The sequence below is a fragment of the Streptomyces sp. NPDC046379 genome (genome assembly GCF_055587785.1).
Map to the genome: position 1 here is coordinate 30,571 of NZ_JBVJFP010000021.1, position 19,736 is coordinate 50,306.

A 19,736-nucleotide genomic window follows, 5' to 3' on the forward strand; every position below is an offset into this window, starting at 1 on the left:
GTCGCCGACACCCGCAGAGCATGGCTCTGGCGTCATTGCTCACCTTCCCCCTTGTTGCGCCGCATCACGCGCTGCATCGCCTCTTGAAACGCTTCCACCAGGTAGGGCTTCATCTCGGCAAACGTGTCTTGCATTTTCTGCTGAGTGGCTTCGGAAAGGGGCGGATCAATCTGCACTTCCCCCTCCACCGACTTCTTGCGCAGATCACCATCTTCACCCCATGACAGAGCATACGTGGGGCGTTCCGCATCTGGCTTGGTGACGGCATCTGGATCAATGTGTCGGAGAGACGCAGGAAGCGCGGGTGGAATGAGGCCCTGCCGCTTCATCCTGTCTCGCACCTCACGGACCTCCGCCTCGTACCGAAGTACCGAGCGGTCCGCTGTCTCCACTGCCGTCCTCATACGGTTGTATCGTCGCTGAGCTTCCGTGTATCCCTCCATTACAGTAGCTAGGACGGACATCCTGTCTTGCGCAGCGGCCTTTTCCCGTTTGCGCACATCATCGATTTCCGCTGCATCCAAGGCAACCAACTTATCCGACAATTCACGATACTCACGTTGCGCCCTCTGCATATCGATGTCGGCCTCCTGGAAGCGATCAGGGAGGCCTTCGATGGCCTTCAGCGCTCGATCGCGGCTGGCCATGGCTCGCATCAGAAGCGCCACATAGTCTTGATGCGTTCGCGCAAGGGTCAGAGGCGACTCCGGCGAGGACTCAACCGCTCCCTCGTTGATTGCGACTGTGCCAGCGACCCAACCAATCGCTTCCAACGGCTCAAGCAACGCATCGGGCAGCACTTCTACTTCCGCCGCATACCCGACCGGGAATAGCAGAACCGCGGGAGGCACCTCGAGGGCTTCCGCGAGAACCAGGACCTCGGCAACCGTCACGGTCGTTCGTCGACCGCTCTCCATGTTCGCGATCACTGACCGCTTGATGGACATACCAAGGCGGTCGCAACGCTCGGCTAGCTGCTGCGCGCTCAGCCCTCTGGCAAGGCGGTGCCGACGCACCTCAGCAGCGATCGATAGAGCGAGGCGCGTGGCGTAGTCCGGTCCGTGTTGCGTCATGACGGCGAGACTCCCATGTGTCTTGTGCGTCCACCAACGACGGGGCGGCACGCTCCGGTGACAGGTGGCATCACCCGGCACCCGGTGTCAGGATTCAGCAACGTTCCCACGGTTTCTGTGTTGACACAAGACAGCACCGCTTGACACACCTCGGGGCGACCTTCAGACTCGGACCACTTCCCCAGGAAGCAACTTCCGCAAGGAGTGCCACGAATCATGACAACGACATCCGTGAGTGGCCCGCTCACTCGTGAGGAGCTACTCGCACTTCCCGCCGCCGTTGACGTGGAGACCGCAGGGCGAGCCTTCGGGATCGGCCGGACCACGGCTTACGCCTTGGCGAAGGCCGGCGACTTCCCCTGCAAGGTGCTCCGCATCGGCAAGGCATACCGGGTGATCACTCAGGACCTGCACCGGGTTCTCGACATCACTCCCGGGAACGGCGACGGCGCCGGGTCTAGCCACCCGACGCCGTCTGACGAGAACGCCCTTCACCACCAGCGCTAACCAGCAAGACGGCGGCACCCGGGGTCTAGCCCACCCCATCAGTGCCGCCGCCGGAAAGAGACGTCTCAATGACAACGGTACAACTCACGGCGTCAACGGCGACGCCGGACGGAAAAGACCAGCACCTCAACGGCGTCATCGTCGCGATCGGCGCCGCCACCGGCCCGCTCCGCCGCGACCAGCAGACGGACCTCTGGGCCACGCCCGACTGGGACGCCTACGCCTACGAGGCCGTTTACGACCCGGCCCGCATCAGCCGCGCCGACGCTGAGACCGCGATACGCACCCAGCTCGCCGAGTTCAACGTCCAAGTCGCTCGCTTCCTCAACGAGGACGCCCCGCTCACCGCCGCCCAGCGCGGCCCCGAGTGGATGACCCGCTGGAACTGCACCCCCGACTGCACGACCGACCACGGCGCGCCCAACGCGTCCGACTGGCACGTCAGCGTTCGGGTCGAGACGGCCATGCGCGACATCGACTCCAGCCTCCTCCCGGCGGAGAACGCGAACCTGCCCTGGTTCGGCGCGCAGGTCGTCGTCATCAACGACAAGCCGCAGGCCTACGGCCGTGAGACCCGCGTGTGGGTGGACTACGGCCACGTCACCGGGGAGTTGAGCCCGTCTGAGGCCCGGCAGGCGCTGGAGGAGCTGCGCGGCTTCGTCGCCCGGTTCCAGACCGTCGTGGAACACGCCGAGCGGAGTGCGGCCAGCGACTTCGAGGGCGACCCCGAGATCGCCCGACTCGACCGCGAGGCCGAGGACCGCCGGATCCGCGCCATCACCGAGGGGCGCCGATGAGCACAGCGACGAACCCGCCGGCCGCCGGGGACACCCCCGGCCGCCCGCCCCGCGCCGACCGCCCCGTCCGCTTCGAGGACCCCGCCCGTAACGCCGCCTACTGGGCGCGCATCGAGCGCATCGTCGACGAAGCGCCGCCCCTCACCGTCGAGCAGAAGGCCACCCTCCGCGGCCTCTTCGCTCCCGTCGTCGCCGCCATGGCCAAGGAAGAGGCAGCGTGAACGAGCACCGCCCCGGCCAGTGGCCGGTCGACCACCCCGTCCACATCGACACACCCGCGCCGCCGCCTGCCGCAGAGCCCGCCCCGGCGCAGCCGCGCGTCGAGGTGCCGGTGCCGGCCGTCCGCCTCGTCGTCACCGTCGACCTCACCGGCCGGTATGACACCCACACCGAGGTCAGCCGGGACCTGTACGAGCAGACCCGCTACTCCACCGACTGCCACACCGCGATCGTGCGTCTCGGCGAGGACGCGCTGCGGGTGGGTGTCGGCCTGGGCAGCGCGATCGCGTCCCGGTTCTTCCTCGCCGCCCGTGAGATCGAGATCCACGTACCGGGCGGGACCCGGTGGGCCTACGTCGCAGCCGAGGCGCAGCAGTACATGCGCCACTACGCCGCCGACCACGCCCAGATGCTCACCACAACGCGCACTCCCGAGGGCTGATCGGGTCAGCGCACCGCGGCCCCGGGCCCTCCCCCAGGCCCGGGGCCGCACGCGCACTCACGAACCCCACAGGCCCCGCTCGTAGAAGAGAGCACCGTTCGTGAACAGCACCACCACCCTCCCGCTGTTCGGGGAGGACCCCGAGCAGACCGAGGCACCTGTCCAGACGCCGCCGGTCCGTCTCGGGATGGCCGCCGCCGCGGCCCGCCTGGTCGCCTACCGCGACACCCAGTTCGAGGACGGCGAGCCCCGCGCGCTGCTCGTCGTCGACTGCCCGTTCTGCGCTCACCGGCACGTCCACTCCGCCGGTCTCGCCGCCGCGCCGCGCGTCTGCCCCCGGCAGTCCCGGTGCGTCGGCCGCCCGACCGGCGCCTACTACTTCCCGGCGGTGACTCGGTGACGAACCAGTTCCTGGAGATCCCGTCGGACCTGCCGAGCGCCGCCGTCGCCTACGCGGCGGCGGGCATCCGCGTCTTCCGCGTCCGTCCGGACAAGGCCCCGTTCGCCAACTGCGCCCGGTGCCGCCCGCCCACGGAGACGCGGCCCAATCCGTTCTACATCGAGCACCGCCCCGAGGAGTGCCGCTGCACCGCACGCACCTGCCACGGCTTCCACGCGGCGACCACGGACGTGACGCTCGTCAGGCAGTGGTGGACGGAGCAGCCCGACGCGAACATCGGCGCGCCGTGCGCGCTTAACGGGTGGGCCGTCCTCGACATCGACCCCCGGCACGGCGGCGACCAGTCCTTCGCCGTCCTGGAGCAGCGCGTCGGCGTGCTGCCCGGCACCGTCATGCAGCTCACGGGCGGCGGCGGGCTGCACATCGTCTACCGCACGCCGAGGGTGTCGCTGCCCGGGACGCTCGGCCCCGGCCTGGACGTCAAGCACAACGGCTACATCCTGCTGGCGCCGTCCGTGCACAGCAGCGGCGGCCGGTACCGGTGGTCCGGGCACGGGCGCTTCCTACGGCCCGACGTCGCGTGGCCTGCGGTGCTCACCCCGCAGGCGAGGAGGGCCGCATGACGACGTCCGAGGAAATCCAGCGGGGCGTCGACGCCGCGCTGGCCAAACTCGGCGCGCAGACGCCGCCGATCGGTGCGGCGCGCGGCTCGTTCCGGGTGTCCTCCGACCGGCTCGACTCCTACACCCGCAAGGCGCTGCAGGCCGAGTGCGACCTGATCGTTGGCGCACCCGACGGCGACCAGAACAACACGATCAACCGGGCCGCGTTCAATGCGGGCACGCTGGTGGCTGCTGGCGCGCTCAGCGAAGCTGACGCCCGCGAGGCCCTGCTGTCCGCCGCCATCGCGGGCAACCATCCCGAGCGGAGGGCGCGGCCCAGCATCGAGTCCGGTCTCCGCAGCGGCATGCAGCACCCCCGGACCCCGTGGCCACCGGTCTCCCACGCGACCGCCACCACGGACGTCCGGGAACTGCTCGGCGACGAAATCGACTGGAGCGACATCGAGCTGGGCCTCGGCGAGCCGGACGATCCGGTCGACGACCACGACCCGGGCAAGCCCAGCAGCCAGGGGCAGCCCTCCGTGCCCGGCCTGATCCCTGAAGAGTTCTGGGCCGCCCGGCCCGAGCTACAGCACATCCGCCAGGCCGGCCACTCCCGTACCCGCTCCGGTGACGTTGCCCTTCTGTCGGTCCTCACCCGGCTGTCGTCGCTGGTGTCGCACCGAATCCGCGCCGACACCGGCATCGCCGGGTACGCCTCGCTGAACCTCTTCGGCGGAATCATCGGGCCTTCCGGTATCGGCAAGTCCACCGGCGTGGAGGTCGCCGACCGGCTCATGCCCGCCCCGCCGGACCTCGACTTCCGCGACGGGCTGCCGCTCGGCTCCGGCGAGGGCCTTGCCGAGGTGTTCATGGGCATCGTCGAGGAGGAGACCGGCGAGGTCCGGAAGCGCGGCGGAACCGAGACCCCCGTCACCGTGAGCGTCCGCAAGCAGGTTCGGCACAACGCCTTCTTCTACGTCGACGAGGGCGCGACGATCACCCGGCTGATGAAGGAGCGGTCCGGGTCGACGCTCGGCGAGACGCTCCGCAGCGCGGCCGTAGGCCAGACGCTGGGCCAGACCAACGCCAGCAAGGACACCAGCCGGTACATCCCCAGCGGCTCCTACAGCCTCGGCCTGCTGGTCGGCTTCCAGCCGGAGACCGTGGCACCGCTGTTCGAGGAGGTCGCCGAGGGCACGCCGCAGCGGTTCGTGTGGGTGCAGGTCATCGACCCGTCAATCCCCGACGTGCCGCCGCCGTGGCCCGGCGAGCTCAACGCCTGGCGCGAGGCCGCCACCGTCCCACCGGGCGACGAGGCGAGCCGCTTCGTCCTGGTCTCCTTCGACGAGTCCATCAAGGCCGAGCTGCGCGCCGCCGACTTGGCCAAGGTCCGCGGCCACCTCGACCCGTCCCAGTTCAACCAACTCGACTCGCAGGCCCCGGTGATGCGCGTGAAGCTCGCGTCGCTGCTGGCCATCCTCGGCGGGCGGCGGCATGTGACGCCGGAGGACTGGCAGCTGGCTCAGATGCTGTGGGAGGCGTCGTGCGCGACCCGGGACGCAGTGCTGGAGTACACCGCAGCGCAGCGCCGGGCCGAGCAGGAGCGGCGCACCGTGGCGCGCATCGAGGAGGAGGTGCGCGTCGACCACGCCAAGCAGCTGGCCGAGGAGAAACGGACGGAGCGGGCTGTCGAGCGGCTTGCCATCCGGCTCTCGGCTTTCGTGCACGCACAGGGGGCGAAGTCCCGTTCGGAGCTACGGAGCCGGGCGGCCGGCCGGGAGAAGCGGTTGCTGCCCGATGCGTACTCCTACGCACTGCTGCGTGAGTGGCTCGTCGAGGACGACGGCAGGTTCGTCCCCGGCCCTGTCCCCCCGTCGTGAGGGGGGGGACAAGGGGGGGGACAGCGCAGGGGGGGACAGCGTTTGTCCCCCCGTCCCTCCCCCGGACGCTCCCCAACTAGTTCCGCCCAGAAACTATTGCCTCTGCAAGTAACCGTCTGACCAGCACTAATAAAAGATCAAGATCAACTATCTCTCGACTCGCATAGCGCGCGAGAGAGGGGGGGACAAACAGCGTCCCCCCTGTCCCCCCCTTGTCCCACTGTCCCCCCGATCGATCAGGGAGACCTGATGTCCGACTTCACCCCGGCGCGGAAGCCTGACCCGCCGAACTCTCGAGGAGACAAGATGACCAACCGCTTCTTCGACCGCGCCGCCGCCATCTTCGGCGTGCGCGAAGGGGTAGTCGCCTGGCCCTACGGCCTGGAGACGCCGCACCCGCGACGCAGCTGCCTAAGCCGCGAGCGCCTCGCCGAAGCGACCGCACACGCCGAAGCCGCACAGCACACCATCGTCGAGTGGGCCGAACGCCACGGCCTTCGCTACAGCCGCACCGGCTGCTGCCAGCTCTGGCTCCTACGCAAGGTCAGCCGGAAGTGCCCCCTCGGCACCTGCCGCAACAACGGCGGACTCGACTACGTGTGGCTGGACCACGCGAATGGATGGCTGCGCGACAGCAGGCCGGCCGTCCTGACGAGCGCCCCCTACAGCACTGAGTACGACGCCGAGCATCCAGAGATCCGCGAGTGCTTGCGCACTGACGAGCGACTGCGCGCAGCGTTCGGGGACGGCTGGTACGGCCACGGCACCAAGCAGATCGTCCTGTGGCGCACGGACCGTATCGACCACGTCGAGCCGGCGGCGCTGCCCCGCTGACCCGCCGCCTCTACGGCCGGGCCCGGGGGCATCGGGCCCGGCCTCGCGCCCGGCACACCACAACGGTGATCACTTTGCGGTTGCCCGCTTAGTGAAAACGCTCGTCACTTTGGCGGCATAGCCAAAGTGACCGACCTCCCAAGGAGCCGAAGCTGAGATGACCTCGACCGAGATTCAGATCCTGCTGTGCGGCGTCGGCATCGGCGCCTACGGCATGGCCGTGCTGCACATGGTGGGCGACATGCGCAGCATCCGCCGCAACCTCACTGCTTCCGGTGCCGCGCGGAAGCGCGCCGCCGGCGACGTCTTCCTGAGCAGCTTCCGCCTGCACCGGCTGCAGCTGCGGGCGGAGGCCGAGCGGTGACCGCGTGCGAGCTGTGCGGCGCCGAGACCGTCGGCCGGTACCTGTGCGAGCGGCACGCTGTCGCCTTGGCCAAGACGCTCGCCGCACTGCCCGACCTGCACACCGAGCTGTCCGTGCACCTGGTGCCCGCCCGTCGGGGCCTGGCCGAGCACACCGCGGCTGCACCGGCCGGCCCGAGGTCCCCGCTCAACGAGGACGTTCTCGACCTGGTCGGCCGCGGCGACATGGCCGCCGTCGTTGAGTCGTGGCGTGAGGACGTCCAGCGGGTGCGCTGGCCGGAGCGCAGCGCCCCGCCGCGTGCCGGGATGGCGTCGGCGTGCCGGTGGCTTGGCATGGAGTTGGAGTGGATCGTCGAGCACTACCCGGCGGCCGGCGACCTCGCCCGGGAGGTACGGGAGCTGGAGCTCCAGGCGCGCACGATCGTGGGGGACCCGGCACCCCGGCCGCAGCGACTCGGGACGTGCGTGGCGATCACCGCTGAGGGAGTCGTTTGCGGCGCGGTGATCTCCCGGCTGCCGGGGCAGACCCGGCTGAAGTGCCGCTGGTGTAGCTACACCTACGAGAGTGCGCAGGACTGGGCCCTGCTCGTCCACTTCCAGGCGAAGGAGACGGCGTGAATATCACAGCCCCCCTTGTGCGTAACCCCGTGTGTGATAACCTCGGAGAGGTGGAAACGCCTCCCTGGCGGGACCGCCTCCGCACGGAAGACGAGCTGCTGGAACAGCTCGACAACCAGGCGGAAGCAGCCCGCAGACGACGGGCGCAAGCCCTCAAAGACGGGGCCGACGAACTCGGCAGCGTCTACAAGGTCGCGCAACAGCTGGGCCTCAGCTGGACCGCTGTAGCGAACGCGATCAAGAAGTACACAACGGAATAAGACGAGGGCCGGGCAGCAGCTCTCCGGGTGCTGGAACACCTGGAGGCGCGCGCGCCGCCCGACCCTCTACGCCCCCGGAGCGCAGCAACGCCCGGGCACTTGACCACGAACGAGATCGGACCTCGTCATGGACCACCAGCACCTTAGCGCGCCCTTGTGCGCGCCGATTAGCGGCGGCCGCCGCCTCATCGCGGCCGGGTACGTGCGCCGCGCACCCCAACCGCCGGCCGAACCCAGCGACCTCGAGGTCGCCGTCCGCGTCGCGCAGCAGCTGCTCGACAGCGACCAGATCCTCTCCGTCCGCGAGGCCCTCCGCCTCCTGCTCCGCGCCCTCGGTGCCGAGACGCAGGTGACCCGATGAGCCGCGCCGACATCCCCGCCCCCGTCCGCGACCTGCTCGCCGCGGTCCTCGAAGCCCTCGACATCCCCGCCCCGGCCACGGTCGGCGGCACCGAGGCGCACGACCGGCTGCTCAACGAGCGGGCCATGCACGCCCGCATCGCCCTGCAGAACCTGCTCGACTCCGGCCCCGTCCTCGGAGTCGACTGGACCGCCCGCTACCTGCGCGAGCGCATCGCCGAGCACCCCGTCGCCGGGTACGTCACCGTCGACCAGGCGCACGCCGCCCTCACCGAGGGCAAGACCTGGTCCGAGGCCGTCACCCTCCCCGGGGGTGAAGACCAGTGAGCAGCGAACCCCGCACCACAACCGTCAACCTGCTCACCGTCCATCCGCTGGTCATCCCCGAACCGGACTGGTGCGCCGGCCACCCCGACGCCGACTCCGACCAGGCCACCGCCGACTTCCGCGTCGACATCTCCCACGCCGGCCCCGAACACCACCTCGACTTCCACGGCGAACACCTGTGGACGGCCCTTCTGTCTCAGGCCCCGTTCGCCACCAGCCCCGAACACCGCGGCGTCGGACTCTTCATCGAGCAGGGCAGCTTCGCCCGCACCCTCACGCCCGCCGAGGTGTACGACCTGGCGGCCACGATGGAGGCGCACGCCGACCGGCTGCGGGACCTCGCCGACCGGCTCTCCGCGATCCTCGCCGGGGGTGCCCGGTGAACCGCGACTACCTGAAGTGGGGTGCCCTGGTCGCCGCGCTCGTCGCGACAGCCTCGGCCGAGTACGACCTCGCCCGCGCGGTCGGCTTCAACAAGTGGGTCGCTGCCGCAGTCCCGGGTGCCCTGGACATCTACACGATCCGCGCCCTGCGGGCCCACCGCGACGTCCTCGCCGCCGTGGCCGCCCTCATCCTGGTGAACTCCGCGAGCCACCTCGTCACGGTCGGCCTGCTGCCCGTCGACTGGCCGCTCGTCGTCGCCGTCGCCGCCATCGCCCCGCTCGTCCTGTGGCGGGTACACCGGCTCGCCGACGCACCCGCGGAGCCGGACCTCGTGCAGGAGACCCAAGAGATCCCGGCCGCCCCGGAGTACGAGCCGGAGTACGAGCCGGAGCCGGAAGCGGAACCCGTACCCGCCGTACCCGAGCCGGTCCGTCCGATCCCTCCGGCTGTACCCGAGGGGGCGCGGCTGCTGCCGATCGTCGCCCGCCCGGCGCCCGCCGCGAAGGCTCTCGTATCCGCCGCCGAGTACACCCATCCCCGCACCGAGGTACGCGCCGAGTACGTACCCGACAAGGTGTGGCAGGAAGACCACGAGTACCTGACGGGCACCCACCGCCCCGAGTATCTGGACGACCCGGAGCAGTCCGACCCGCTCACCGAGTACGGCCTCGGTCTGGCCGCCGAGCAGTTCAAGGACGAGCTGCTGGCCGGCAAGGTCCCGTCCATCCGCGCCATCAAGGACCGGCTGTCCGTCGGCCAGAACCGGGCCAAGGAGATCCAGGACGGCTTCCGTCAGGCCCTCGCCAAGTTGTCGGCCGTCCGGCCGGAGGTGGGGCAGTGAAGGCGCTCATCCTCGGCGTGCTGGCCGGCCTGCTGCTCGCCTTTCCCGCACTGCTCGGCCTGGCCGTCACCGCGGTCACCGCGCTGGTGGAGAGGCCGTGGGCGGTCGCCTTCGTCCTCGGCCTGGTCGTCCGCCCGTACCTGCCCCTGCCGTGGAGGTGGACCCGATGAGCGACCTGGAGAAGGCCGCCCGCGACGCCGTCGAGGCCGCCGACAACGCGGAGATGGTCCGGCAGATCGCCGCGATCCTCGCCGCCCAGCAGCTGCTCGCCCAGCAGCAGGCCGCGCCCGCGCCGGCCGCCCGGCCCGAGTTCAACGCCACGAAGTGGCTCGTCATCGGCGGGGTGGTGGTGTCGGCCGGCCTGGTCGCCTCCCTGTTCGCCGTCGCCATCGCCATCGGTGCCGTGTGCGCCACCACCTGCCTGCTGATCCTCCGCGGCCTGTGGGCCGACTTCCAGAAGGGCCGCTGACCTGCCCTTCCGTCCCGCCGGACCTGCTTTCGCCGAGAGCGAGAGCAGCCCGGCGGGTGCGGTGGGGCCGGACAGCCCGGCCCGTACCCGTCCGAGGAGGACACCGTGAGCGACTTCATCAACGACAAGGTCAGCGAAGCCATCGCCGCCATGGACGCCGGAAACGACCAGGCCCTGGTGCACGCCGTGGTCGAAGCCATCAGCGAGAACGACGGCACCTTCGCACAGACCATGGCCGCCATGACCGAGGCCGCCAAGCAGCAGCGCGGCGCGTGACCGCCACCACGACCCCCTGGAGGACTGCCCCATGGCCGACAACCCCCGCCTGACCTGGACGGAGAAAGCCGCCGTCGCCCGCCTGGAGCTGAAGGGCGCCCGCCGCATCCTCGCCGGCGCCAAGTCCACCCCCGACATCGACCGCCGCGTCGAGGCCATCTACGACAAGGCCCGCAAGCGCGCCGCCGACAGCAAGTAGGTACGCCACGGGGCGGCCGTACCCGGCCAGGTACACCCGGCCGCCCCGTGTCCCGGACCGCCCAACAGAACGACCGGAGGAACCATCGTGACGGACACCCTCGTACCCGCCAACGTCGAGGCCCCGAGTACGCCCGTACCCGCCGTACCCGAACAGCCGGGTACGCCCTCGGCGCCCGTACCCGTCGACAATCCGAATCTGCCCTCCCCGGGCGTGGCCGACGAGAAGCGGAAGCCGATCCTGCCTGCCTGGGTGAAGGACCGTGCCGACTTCGCCGCCACTCTCAAGCACACCGCCGGCCGCCTCGGGTACGCCGCCGCCTACCACACCGTCCGCGCCCCCTGGTACAGCGTGCAGCTCGCCGCGATGTCCCCGCGCGGCGTCTGCCGCTTCATCACCGAGACGAACCGGTGGGTGTGGGACCGGGAGGCCGCGCCGCTGCGGGCACACGCCGTGCGCGCCGAGGACGCCGTCGAGTACATGACCCTGGCCCGGCTGCGCGCCAACCGCGTCCGCCTGCGCGGCCTCGTCGTGGCCATCGCCGCGGTGTTCGGCGCCGGTTTCGCCCTGTGGCTGTACGTCATGGCCCCCGCCTTCCTGTGGGCGTTCGCGGCTGGAGCGGTCCTGACCTGCGGCTACTTCGGGCAGCAGCCCGACGCCCCCGTCATCGGGCCCGCCGTGATGCGCACCGAACTGCAGAAGCTGACCGGCACGATCGTCCTGCGAGCGCTGGAGTCGATCGGCAACCCCCGCATCACCGCCGCGATCAAGAAGGGCGGCGACATGAACGGGATGCGCTTCACCAGCGAAATCACCCGCGACGGCCCCGGCTACCGCGCCGACCTCGACCTCCCCTACGGCGTCACCCCCGAGGACGTCATGGAGGAACGCCAGGCCCTCGCCTCCGGCCTGCGCCGCAAGCTGGGCTGCGTGTGGCCCTCCGGCGACCCCGAGGAACACGAAGGCCGGCTGATCCTGTGGGTCGGCGACAAGCCCATGAACGAAACCACCAAGCCCGCCTGGCCGCTGCTGAAGGACGGCCACGTCGACCTGTTCCAGCCGGTCGTCTTCGGCAACGACCAGCGGATGCGGGACATCCGCGTCACCCTCATGTTCGCCTCCGTCGTCATCGGCTCCATCCCCCGCATGGGCAAGACGTTCCTGCTCCGCCTGCTGCTGCTCATCGCCGCCCTCGACCCGCGCGCCCAGCTGTACGCCTTCGACTTCAAGGGCACCGGCGACCTCGGCCCCCTCGAACCCGTCTGCCACCGCTACCGCACCGGCGAGGACGACGAGGACGTCCTGTACGTCCTGCACGCGCTGCGGGAACTGAAGGACGAACTGCGCCGCCGCGCCAAGGTGATCCGCAGCCTGCCGCGCTCCCGCTGCCCCGAGTCGAAGGTGACCCCGGCCCTGGCCAGCGACAAGAGCCTCGGCCTGCACCCGATCGTGGTCGGCTTCGACGAGTGCCAGGTGCCCTTCGAGCACGAGAAGTACGGCGCCGAGCTGGAGTCCATCTGCACGGACATCGCCAAGCGCGGCCCGGCCCTCGGCATCGTCGGCATGTTCGCCACCCAGCGCCCCGACGCCAAGAGCCTCCCGCCCGGGATCAGCGCCAACGCGGTCCTGCGGTTCTGCCTCAAGGTCATGGGCCACACCGCCAACGACATGGTCCTCGGCACCGGCGCGTACAAGGCCGGCATCCGCGCCACCATGTTCTCCCGCTCCGACCGCGGTATCTGCTGGATGTCCGGCGAGGGCGAGGACCCGCTCATCGTCGCCTCCGCGTTCGTCGACGGCCCGGCCGCCGAGAAGGTCGTCGCGCGCGCCCGCCAGCTGCGGGAGGACTACGGCAACATCACCGGCCACGCGATCGGCGAAGGCCCCTCCGCCTCCCGCGGCATGGACGTCCTCGGCGACGTGCTCAAGACGTTCCACGCCGACGAGGAACAGCTGTGGTGCGAGCGGATCGCCGCCCGCCTGGCCGAGACCCTGCCCGACGTCTACGGCGAGTGGACGACCGCCAGCGTGGCCCCCGCCCTGAAGCCGTGGGGGGTGACGACCGCAGACGTGTGGGCCGCCGGAGACGACGGCAAGGGCACCACGAAACGCGGCATCAAGCGAGCCGACATCACCGCCGCCATCACCCGCCGTAACGCCGACCGGGCCGCCGCCTGACCCCGAAACGGCCGCTAGGCCTAGCACCCCGCCCTGCTAGGCCTAGCACCCCCGCTAGCACCACAATCCGCCCCTGACCTGCCACCTAGCGTCTAGCAGCGGCAGGCCCGGAAACGGGAAACACCCGCCCAGGAAGGCCACCCGACCCCCATGCTGATCGCTAGCGCCGCACTCATCGCGGCCCTCGGCTACTACACAGCGTTGTGCGCCATCAAGCCGTTCGGTACCTGCCGCAGATGCCACGGCACAGGCCAGGTCGAGCGGTTCGGAAAGCCCCGGACCTGCCCGCGCTGCCGTGGCCGACGGCTCCGGCTTCGCGTCGGCCGGCGCGCGCACAACGCCTGGCGACGCACCCACCAGGCCGGCACCCGCTGACGCATCATGGAGGTCATGGAGCAGCAGCACATACGGCCCGGCCACCTCACCGCCCACCAGACCGCCCGCGTCCTCGGCATCACCCTCACCGGGCTGCGCACCCTCGTCCACCGCGGCCAGCTCACCCGCTCCGGCGGCACCCCCCGCCAGCCCTGGTACGCCGCCCGCGACGTCACCGCCCTCGCCGCCAAGCGCGCCACACGCTCCGCCGCTTGACCGCAGGTCAGCCGCAGTGCAACGATCTCCGTGTACACCTGTGCCCATCGGGCACCACAGACACCCCGAAGGCCCCGCCCACCAGCGGGGCCTTCGCCGTACCCGGAGGGCGACGATGCACAGCCCCCAGATCGTCGTGGAGATCCGCGACCTGCCCCCCACAGACGACGGCTGGGCCCGCTGCGAATCGACCGGCCGCGCCTGCTTCGTCTGCACCTGCAGCACCACCACCGGCTTCGTCGACAAGGCCGCCGCAATCCAAGCCGCCGCCGAGCACCCCGGCAGTGCTCACAGCCCACGGATCGACGGACCCCGCGAACCCCTCAAGGTCGACGTCCGCCTCGTCGGCGTCGGTGCCGAGGTGACGGCCTTCTTCCGCGGGCTCGTCCGGCGCGAGAGGTAACCAACCAGTACGGCACCGGCGGGTCACAGGACGGACACAAGCCGTATACGCCAGCTCCACACGTCGCATGATGTCCCCTCAGCACTCGATCTCTGGGGACGACACATGCGCATCCGCACCACCATCGGCGCTCTCACCGCCGCCTTACTCCTCTCCCTCACCGCCTGCGAGAGCACCGAATCCACCACCTCCACCAAGCCGGGCACCGACGCCAACAACAGCAGCCCCGCCAAGCAGGACCCGCCGCCGGCCCAGGAATCGGAAGACGCCGCCGAGCCGGACACCGACACCTCCGACGCCGGCGCGGACGTGGCGGAGACCGCCGAACTCCCCAACCTGGTCGGGATGGACCTCCAGGCCGCCCAGGACGAAGCACAGAACGCCGGCTTCTTCAGCCTCGACGACCAGGACGCCAGCGGCCAGAACCGCCTGCAAGTCCTCGACCGCAACTGGACCGTGTGCAGCCAGGACCCCGCACCCGGCACCCACCCGACGGACACCCTCGTCACCCTGCACGCGGTCAAGGACACCGAGACCTGCTGACCCCCTGACCCGCCCCAGGCCCGGCCCGCCTCCCGCTGGCCGGGCCTTCGCACGCCCGGAGGCGACCATGCCCAGGCGAGCCCTCCAGGTCTGCCCCACCCCCGGATGCCCCACCCTCACCCCCGGCGGACGCTGCCCCAACTGCCAGGCAAAGGCGCAACGCCGACGCCCCACCGCAGCAGCCAAGGGCTACGACACCCGATGGGAACGCACACGCCGCGAGTACCTCCGCGCGCACCCCTACTGCGAGTGCGACGAGTGCGAGCAGCTGCCCCCGCTCCTCCGGCCGAGGGCGACCGAGGTCAACCACCGCGACGGACTCGGACCCCTCGGACCCCGCGGCCACGACTGGGCCAACCTGCAGTCCATGACCAAGGCCCACCACTCCCGGCACACCGCGAAGGAGCAGCCCGGAGGCTGGAACGACCGCGAACAGTGACCGGAAGGCAAAGCCGCAGGTCAGAAGCCCTTCCGAGGGTAAGGCCGCAGGTCAGAGGGGTGGGGGGCGACCCCCGGCCGGTAGGGGTGCCGGAACGCCGGGGAGGGCTCCGGGAGGTCCGCAGGGTCAGAGGGTCCATGATCCACAACCGGCGTCACGCAAGGTGACGGCTATCGGTGCTGCGCAACGCAGCGCGCGAAGGAGTGATCGCCATGCCCCGTGGGGGACACGCCGCGTCCGGGCCGCCGCCGGACCCGAACTCCCTGAAGTCCGCGAAGGCCGTACAGGCCGGCGGCTGGACCACGCTGCCGGCGGAGGGCCGCACCGGCCCGGCGCCCGAGTGGCCGCTGACCGAGCAGACGGGCCGTGAAGCGCAGTTGTGGGAAGACCTGTGGGCCAGACCGCAGGCGGTCGCGTGGGAGGAACTGGAGCAGGACCTGGAGGTCGCCCTGTTCTGCCGGACCCTGGCGGAAGCCGAGCGGCCGGACTGCCGAGTCGACGTGAAGAAGATGGTCCGCAGCTACCTCGACAGTCTCGGGCTCAGCGTCGCGGGGATGCTGCGCAACCGGTGGAAGGTCGCCCCGGCCGCCGAAGTCACGGAGCCGACCGCAACCGCGGCCGCGCCGGCGCGACGCCCGAGCGCGCGCGACCGGCTCAGGGTCGTGCCCAGTGGCGACGGGGACTGACCCCGGCTTCGTCGTCGACTTCCCCACCTTGTGGGTAGTGCCGGACTGGATCGAGGAGCACTGCCCCATCCCGGACGGCTTCCGCGCGGGCGAGCGCATGGAGCTGTACCCGTGGCAGCTGTGGTGCACGGCCAACCACTACCGGGTCCGCCCGGAGGCGACCGTCGGGCAGTTGGCGCCGGCGTTCCACTACCGGCGCTCGCAGGTTGTCGCGCCGCAGAAGACCGGCAAGGGCCCGTGGTCGGCGACGATCGTGCTGGCCGAGGCGGTCGGCCCGGTCGTCTTCGGCGGCTGGGCCAGAGGCGGGGAGCGGTACCGGTGCGCGGATCACGGCTGCCCGTGCGGCTGGTGGTACGAGTACCAGCCCGGCGACCCGATGGGTGTGCCGTGGCCGACGCCGCTGATCCAGCTGACCGCGTCCAGCGAGGACCAGGTCGCCAACGTCTACCGGCCGCTGAAGTCCATGGTGAAGCTGGGGCCGCTCGCCGAGCAGCTGCGGGTGGGCGAGGAGTTCGTGCGGGTCGGTGACGCCGGACGCATCGACGTCGTGACGTCGAGCGCGCTGTCCCGGCTGGGCAACCCGATCAACTTTGCGCTGCAGGACGAGACGGGGACGTGGACGGCGGCGAACAAGCTGCGCCGGGTGGCGGAGACCCAGCGGCGCGGTCTGGCCGGTATGGGTGGCCGGTCGATGGAGACGACGAACACCTGGGACCCGTCGGAAAACTCGGTGGCGCAGACGACCGCGGCGTCCAAGCGCCGGGACATCTTCCGCTACCACCCGCAGGCGCCGAAGTCGCTGTCGTACAAGGACAAGCGGCAGCGGCGGAAGATTCACGCGATCGTCTACGCCGGCTCGGCGCACGTCGACCTCGACGCGATCGAGGCCGAGGCCGCGGAGCTGATGGAGCACGACCCGGCGCAGGCCGAACGCTTCTACGGAAACCGGGTCGTCTCGGGCACCACGGCGTGGCTGGACGGCACGGCGTGGGCGGCGCGGGCGAAGCCGCGTCCGGTGAAGCGGCGTACCACGGTGGTGGCCGGGTTCGACGGCTCGGACATCGACGACCACACCGCGATCCGGCTGGAGACCTTGGACGGCTACCAGTTCACTCCGGTCTACGGTCCGAACCGGCTGCCGACGATCTGGGACCCGGCCGACTACGACGGCCAGGTTCCCCGGCTCGAGGTTGACGCCGCCATGGACGAGGTGATGCGCACCTACAACGTCGTCCTGCTGTACGCGGACCCGCCTTACTGGGAGTCCGAGGTGGACGCGTGGGCGGAGAAGTACGGCGAGCGGCGGGTGATCCGCTGGTACACGCGGCGGGTGGTGCAGATGCACGCCGCGGCGGAGCGGCTGAAGACCGACGTGACCAAGCGGGACACGAAGTTCTCGCACGACGACTGCCCGATCACCGCCGCTCATGTGGAGAACACCCGCGCGGCCGCGCGGCCGGGCGACCGGTACGTGCTGGCGAAGGCGTCGGCGACTCAGAAGATCGACGCCTGCGTGACGAGCGTGCTGGCGCACGAAGCGGCTGGCGACGCGATCGCCGCGGGCCTCAGCACCCGCAGGAAGAGCTACTACTACGGCGCGTGAGAGGGGGCCTGGCGTGGCCGAGGACGACGACCTGAAGAAGGCGAAGGCCCTGGTGGAGACGCTGGAGAAGGAACTCACCACCCGGTGCGGCCCGATCGACACCTACCGGGCGTACTACCGGGGCGAGCAGGCCCTGAAGTTCGCCTCGGACGAGTTCCGCAAGTACCACGGCGACCGCTACCGCGACTTCTCCGACAACTGGGTGCAGGTCGTCTCCGACTCCCCGGTGGAGCGGCTGACCGTGACCGGCATCAAGCCCTACGGCGCCGACCAGGCCGACGGGGAGTCGATGCGGGTGTGGCAGGCCAACGGCCTGGACGCCGACAGCCAGCTGGGGTTCCTCGGCGCGGTGATGTCCTCGCGCAGCTTCGCCCTGGTGTGGGGCGACCCGGACGACGACGAGACGCCGGTGGTCACCTTCGAGGACGCCTCCAGCTGCATCGTCGCCTACGAGCCCGGCTCGCGCCGGAAGCGGCGGGCGGCGCTGCGCCGGTGGCAGGACGGCAGCAAGTACATGGCGGTCCTGTACCTGCCCGACGCGGTGTGGAAGTTCGAACGCCCCGTGGAACGGCAGGTCAAGACGGAGGACATGGCGTCCGTGGACACGCAGCTGGACGCATGGCAGCCGCGGGAGATGCGTGACGAGCCCAACCCGCAGCCCAACCCGATGGGCGTGGTGCCGGTCGTGGAGCTGGTGAACCGGCCGCTGCTGGTCGACGACCCGATCTCCGACGTCCGCGGCGTGGTCCCCATGCAGGACGCGGTGAACTTGCTGTGGGCGCAGCTGTTCACCGCCTCCGACTACGCCGCCTTCCCGCAGCGCGTCGTCCTGGGCGCCGAGCGGCCGATGATTCCGATCCTCAACGCGGACGGCGACATCGTCGGGGAGAAGCCGCTGGACCTGGAGAAGCTGGCCGCGGACCGGATCGCGTTCATCACCGGGGAGAGCGCGTCGATCGCGGAGTGGACGGCCGCCAATCTGGAGGCGTACACGAAGGTGATCGAGGTGGCGGTCGGGCACATCGCCGCGCAGACCCGCACCCCGCAGCACTACTTGATCGGGAAGATGGCCAACCTCAGCGCGGATGCGCTGCTGGCCGCGGAGACCGGTCTGGTCAAGCGGGTGGAGGAGAAGCAGCTCTGGTACGGGCAGGCCATCCGTGAGGTGTTCGCGCTGATCGCGCTCGCGCGCGGGGAGGACGACAAGGCACGCGCGCTGCGGTCGGGCTACATGCTGTGGGCGGACGCGGAGTCCCGCTCGCAGGCGCAGCTGGCGGACTCGCTGCTGAAGCTGAAGCAGATCGGGTTCCCGTTCGAGTTCCTGGCCCTGCGCTACGGGCTCACCCCGGCCGAGGTGGTCGACCTGCTGGCGATGATCGAGCGGCAGCACCAGCTGGACCCGCTCGGCGCCGCGGCCGCGATGATGGCCCAGCGGCCCGGGCCCGCCGCGGACCCGCCGGATGTCGAGGAAGAGGCGGCGTGAGCACGCCGCCCACCGCGCAGGACCACCAGCAGGAGCGCGCCGCGCAGGCGGCGACGACGGCGGCCGCGGTCCGTCAGGTGTGGTCCACGGTCGACCCCGACCGGCTGGAGGCGTCCTGGCTGGCGCGGGCCGCGCTGGTCGCCGAGCTGATCCGGCACGGGCAGCTGGCCGCCGCAGCGACGGCCGAGCCGTACCTAGTGCAGGAGACCGGGCCCGGCGAAGGCGAGGTCAACCCGGCGGCCGCGGTGGAGGCGACTGGTGACCTCAGCGTCCCGCTGGTCTATCCGCTGATCATCGCCCTGAACCGGCTCGGCCGCGGGTTCACCACCGCCATGTCGATCCTGTCGGGGGCGTACTTCCTGGAGATGGTCACCCGCTCCCTGGTCGCCGACGCCGGCCGGATCGCCGACATGGCCGGGATGATCGCCCGCCCGCGGGTGGTGTCCTACGTGCGCGTGGTGGAGCTGCCCGCGTGCGCGCGGTGCATCATCCTCGCCGGGCGGGAGTACAGCCTGTCCGAGGGGTTCGCGCGGCATCCGCGGTGCGACTGCACGCTCGCGCCGCGCCGCCCCGGCGACACCTGGGAGCTGTCCTCGCCGACCGCCCTGCTCGAACAGATGACGCCCGTGCAGCAGCGGCGCGCGCTCGGCGAGGCCGGGATGAAGGCCGTCGGCGAGGGCGCGGACGTCGGCCAGGTCGTCAACGCCCGCCGCGGCATGACCACCGTGACCCGCTACGGGCGCCAGGTGCAGGCCACCCGCGAGGGCACGACCCGGCGCGGCCTGTACGGCAGCAGGCGGGCGCAGTTCGCCAAGGCCGCCGGCGACCGCTACGCCCGCGCGAAGACGCCCCGGCTGATGCCGGAGGAGATCTACCGCCTGGCCGACGGCGACCGGGAGCACGCGATCCGCCTGCTCAAGCGGAACGGCTACATCGTCTGACCTGGCGCAACGCCC

29 protein-coding genes are annotated in these 19,736 nt (G+C 70.9%); 28 read left to right on the plus strand and 1 reads right to left on the minus strand.

Annotated features, from left to right (window positions below; genetic code table 11):
* Positions 1–32 precede the first annotated feature (32 nt).
* Positions 33–1,073: a helix-turn-helix domain-containing protein gene (locus tag ACZ6KF_RS29100; RefSeq protein ID WP_469241043.1), complete on the minus strand. Its 1,041-nt coding sequence runs from the start codon at positions 1,071–1,073 to the stop codon at positions 33–35.
* Between the two features lie 216 nt (positions 1,074–1,289).
* Between ACZ6KF_RS29100 and ACZ6KF_RS29105 the strand changes: the two genes are divergently transcribed.
* The 28 genes from ACZ6KF_RS29105 to ACZ6KF_RS29240 all read left to right on the plus strand — a co-directional run bounded on the left by ACZ6KF_RS29105 (position 1,290) and on the right by ACZ6KF_RS29240 (position 19,721).
* Entirely contained in the window at positions 1,290–1,580 is a 291-nt protein-coding gene (locus ACZ6KF_RS29105) for a helix-turn-helix domain-containing protein (protein ID WP_469241045.1), read from the plus strand.
* 68 nt (positions 1,581–1,648) lie between these two features.
* Entirely contained in the window at positions 1,649–2,377 is a 729-nt protein-coding gene (locus ACZ6KF_RS29110) for a hypothetical protein (RefSeq protein WP_469241048.1), read from the plus strand.
* Positions 2,374–2,598 carry a hypothetical protein gene (locus ACZ6KF_RS29115; RefSeq protein WP_469241050.1) on the plus strand — a complete coding sequence of 75 codons (225 nt, stop codon included), beginning with the start codon at positions 2,374–2,376 and terminating at the stop codon, positions 2,596–2,598. Before ACZ6KF_RS29110 ends, ACZ6KF_RS29115 begins: the two co-directional genes overlap by 4 nt.
* Positions 2,595–3,038 carry a hypothetical protein gene (locus tag ACZ6KF_RS29120; protein ID WP_469241051.1) on the plus strand — a complete coding sequence of 148 codons (444 nt, stop codon included), beginning with the start codon at positions 2,595–2,597 and terminating at the stop codon, positions 3,036–3,038. The genes ACZ6KF_RS29115 and ACZ6KF_RS29120 overlap by 4 nt, the downstream gene beginning before the upstream one ends.
* Positions 3,039–3,138: 100 nt before the next feature.
* Positions 3,139–3,438: a hypothetical protein gene (locus ACZ6KF_RS29125; protein WP_469241053.1), complete on the plus strand. Its 300-nt coding sequence runs from the start codon at positions 3,139–3,141 to the stop codon at positions 3,436–3,438.
* A complete protein-coding gene (locus ACZ6KF_RS29130) occupies positions 3,435–4,061 on the plus strand; it encodes a bifunctional DNA primase/polymerase (protein WP_469241056.1) in 627 nt (208 codons plus the stop codon). Before ACZ6KF_RS29125 ends, ACZ6KF_RS29130 begins: the two co-directional genes overlap by 4 nt.
* Complete coding sequence (locus ACZ6KF_RS29135; protein ID WP_469241058.1) at positions 4,058–5,923, plus strand: hypothetical protein; 1,866 nt, start codon at positions 4,058–4,060, stop codon at positions 5,921–5,923. The genes ACZ6KF_RS29130 and ACZ6KF_RS29135 overlap by 4 nt, the downstream gene beginning before the upstream one ends.
* 306 nt (positions 5,924–6,229) lie before the next feature.
* Positions 6,230–6,757, plus strand: a complete 528-nt coding sequence (locus ACZ6KF_RS29140; protein ID WP_469241060.1) for a hypothetical protein — start codon at positions 6,230–6,232, stop codon at positions 6,755–6,757.
* A gap of 157 nt (positions 6,758–6,914) precedes the next feature.
* On the plus strand, positions 6,915–7,121 hold the full coding sequence (locus tag ACZ6KF_RS29145; RefSeq protein ID WP_469241062.1) for a hypothetical protein: 207 nt from the start codon (positions 6,915–6,917) through the stop codon (positions 7,119–7,121).
* Entirely contained in the window at positions 7,118–7,738 is a 621-nt protein-coding gene (locus ACZ6KF_RS29150) for a hypothetical protein (RefSeq protein WP_469241064.1), read from the plus strand. The genes ACZ6KF_RS29145 and ACZ6KF_RS29150 overlap by 4 nt, the downstream gene beginning before the upstream one ends.
* A complete protein-coding gene (locus ACZ6KF_RS29155; protein WP_469241066.1) occupies positions 7,735–7,998 on the plus strand; it encodes a hypothetical protein in 264 nt (87 codons plus the stop codon). Before ACZ6KF_RS29150 ends, ACZ6KF_RS29155 begins: the two co-directional genes overlap by 4 nt.
* A gap of 127 nt (positions 7,999–8,125) precedes the next feature.
* Positions 8,126–8,359: a hypothetical protein gene (locus ACZ6KF_RS29160; protein ID WP_469241068.1), complete on the plus strand. Its 234-nt coding sequence runs from the start codon at positions 8,126–8,128 to the stop codon at positions 8,357–8,359.
* On the plus strand, positions 8,356–8,685 hold the full coding sequence (locus ACZ6KF_RS29165; protein ID WP_469241070.1) for a hypothetical protein: 330 nt from the start codon (positions 8,356–8,358) through the stop codon (positions 8,683–8,685). The genes ACZ6KF_RS29160 and ACZ6KF_RS29165 overlap by 4 nt, the downstream gene beginning before the upstream one ends.
* On the plus strand, positions 8,682–9,068 hold the full coding sequence (locus ACZ6KF_RS29170) for a DUF6907 domain-containing protein (protein WP_469241072.1): 387 nt from the start codon (positions 8,682–8,684) through the stop codon (positions 9,066–9,068). Before ACZ6KF_RS29165 ends, ACZ6KF_RS29170 begins: the two co-directional genes overlap by 4 nt.
* On the plus strand, positions 9,065–9,910 hold the full coding sequence (locus ACZ6KF_RS29175; RefSeq protein WP_469241074.1) for a hypothetical protein: 846 nt from the start codon (positions 9,065–9,067) through the stop codon (positions 9,908–9,910). The genes ACZ6KF_RS29170 and ACZ6KF_RS29175 overlap by 4 nt, the downstream gene beginning before the upstream one ends.
* A complete protein-coding gene (locus tag ACZ6KF_RS29180) occupies positions 9,907–10,080 on the plus strand; it encodes a hypothetical protein (RefSeq protein ID WP_469241076.1) in 174 nt (57 codons plus the stop codon). Before ACZ6KF_RS29175 ends, ACZ6KF_RS29180 begins: the two co-directional genes overlap by 4 nt.
* Positions 10,077–10,379 (plus strand): hypothetical protein, encoded by a 303-nt coding sequence (locus tag ACZ6KF_RS29185; protein WP_469241078.1) that lies wholly within the window; start codon positions 10,077–10,079, stop codon positions 10,377–10,379. The genes ACZ6KF_RS29180 and ACZ6KF_RS29185 overlap by 4 nt, the downstream gene beginning before the upstream one ends.
* 105 nt (positions 10,380–10,484) lie before the next feature.
* Entirely contained in the window at positions 10,485–10,655 is a 171-nt protein-coding gene (locus tag ACZ6KF_RS29190; RefSeq protein ID WP_469241080.1) for a hypothetical protein, read from the plus strand.
* A gap of 31 nt (positions 10,656–10,686) precedes the next feature.
* The gene (locus ACZ6KF_RS29195) at positions 10,687–10,854 is read left to right on the plus strand and encodes a hypothetical protein (RefSeq protein ID WP_469241082.1); all 168 of its coding nucleotides are present in this window, start codon (positions 10,687–10,689) and stop codon (positions 10,852–10,854) included.
* Between the two features lie 87 nt (positions 10,855–10,941).
* Positions 10,942–13,032: a cell division protein FtsK gene (locus tag ACZ6KF_RS29200; protein WP_469241084.1), complete on the plus strand. Its 2,091-nt coding sequence runs from the start codon at positions 10,942–10,944 to the stop codon at positions 13,030–13,032.
* 390 nt (positions 13,033–13,422) lie between these two features.
* Positions 13,423–13,623 carry a hypothetical protein gene (locus ACZ6KF_RS29205; RefSeq protein WP_469241086.1) on the plus strand — a complete coding sequence of 67 codons (201 nt, stop codon included), beginning with the start codon at positions 13,423–13,425 and terminating at the stop codon, positions 13,621–13,623.
* A gap of 115 nt (positions 13,624–13,738) precedes the next feature.
* A complete protein-coding gene (locus ACZ6KF_RS29210) occupies positions 13,739–14,026 on the plus strand; it encodes a hypothetical protein (RefSeq protein WP_469241088.1) in 288 nt (95 codons plus the stop codon).
* A gap of 105 nt (positions 14,027–14,131) precedes the next feature.
* Positions 14,132–14,569, plus strand: a complete 438-nt coding sequence (locus tag ACZ6KF_RS29215) for a PASTA domain-containing protein (protein ID WP_469241090.1) — start codon at positions 14,132–14,134, stop codon at positions 14,567–14,569.
* 67 nt (positions 14,570–14,636) lie between these two features.
* Positions 14,637–15,008, plus strand: a complete 372-nt coding sequence (locus ACZ6KF_RS29220) for an HNH endonuclease (RefSeq protein WP_469241092.1) — start codon at positions 14,637–14,639, stop codon at positions 15,006–15,008.
* A gap of 212 nt (positions 15,009–15,220) precedes the next feature.
* A complete protein-coding gene (locus ACZ6KF_RS29225) occupies positions 15,221–15,694 on the plus strand; it encodes a hypothetical protein (protein ID WP_469241094.1) in 474 nt (157 codons plus the stop codon).
* Positions 15,678–17,297, plus strand: a complete 1,620-nt coding sequence (locus ACZ6KF_RS29230; protein WP_469241095.1) for a hypothetical protein — start codon at positions 15,678–15,680, stop codon at positions 17,295–17,297. The genes ACZ6KF_RS29225 and ACZ6KF_RS29230 overlap by 17 nt, the downstream gene beginning before the upstream one ends.
* 13 nt (positions 17,298–17,310) lie before the next feature.
* On the plus strand, positions 17,311–18,780 hold the full coding sequence (locus ACZ6KF_RS29235; RefSeq protein WP_469241097.1) for a phage portal protein: 1,470 nt from the start codon (positions 17,311–17,313) through the stop codon (positions 18,778–18,780).
* On the plus strand, positions 18,777–19,721 hold the full coding sequence (locus tag ACZ6KF_RS29240) for a VG15 protein (protein ID WP_469241100.1): 945 nt from the start codon (positions 18,777–18,779) through the stop codon (positions 19,719–19,721). Before ACZ6KF_RS29235 ends, ACZ6KF_RS29240 begins: the two co-directional genes overlap by 4 nt.
* Positions 19,722–19,736: the final 15 nt, after the last annotated feature.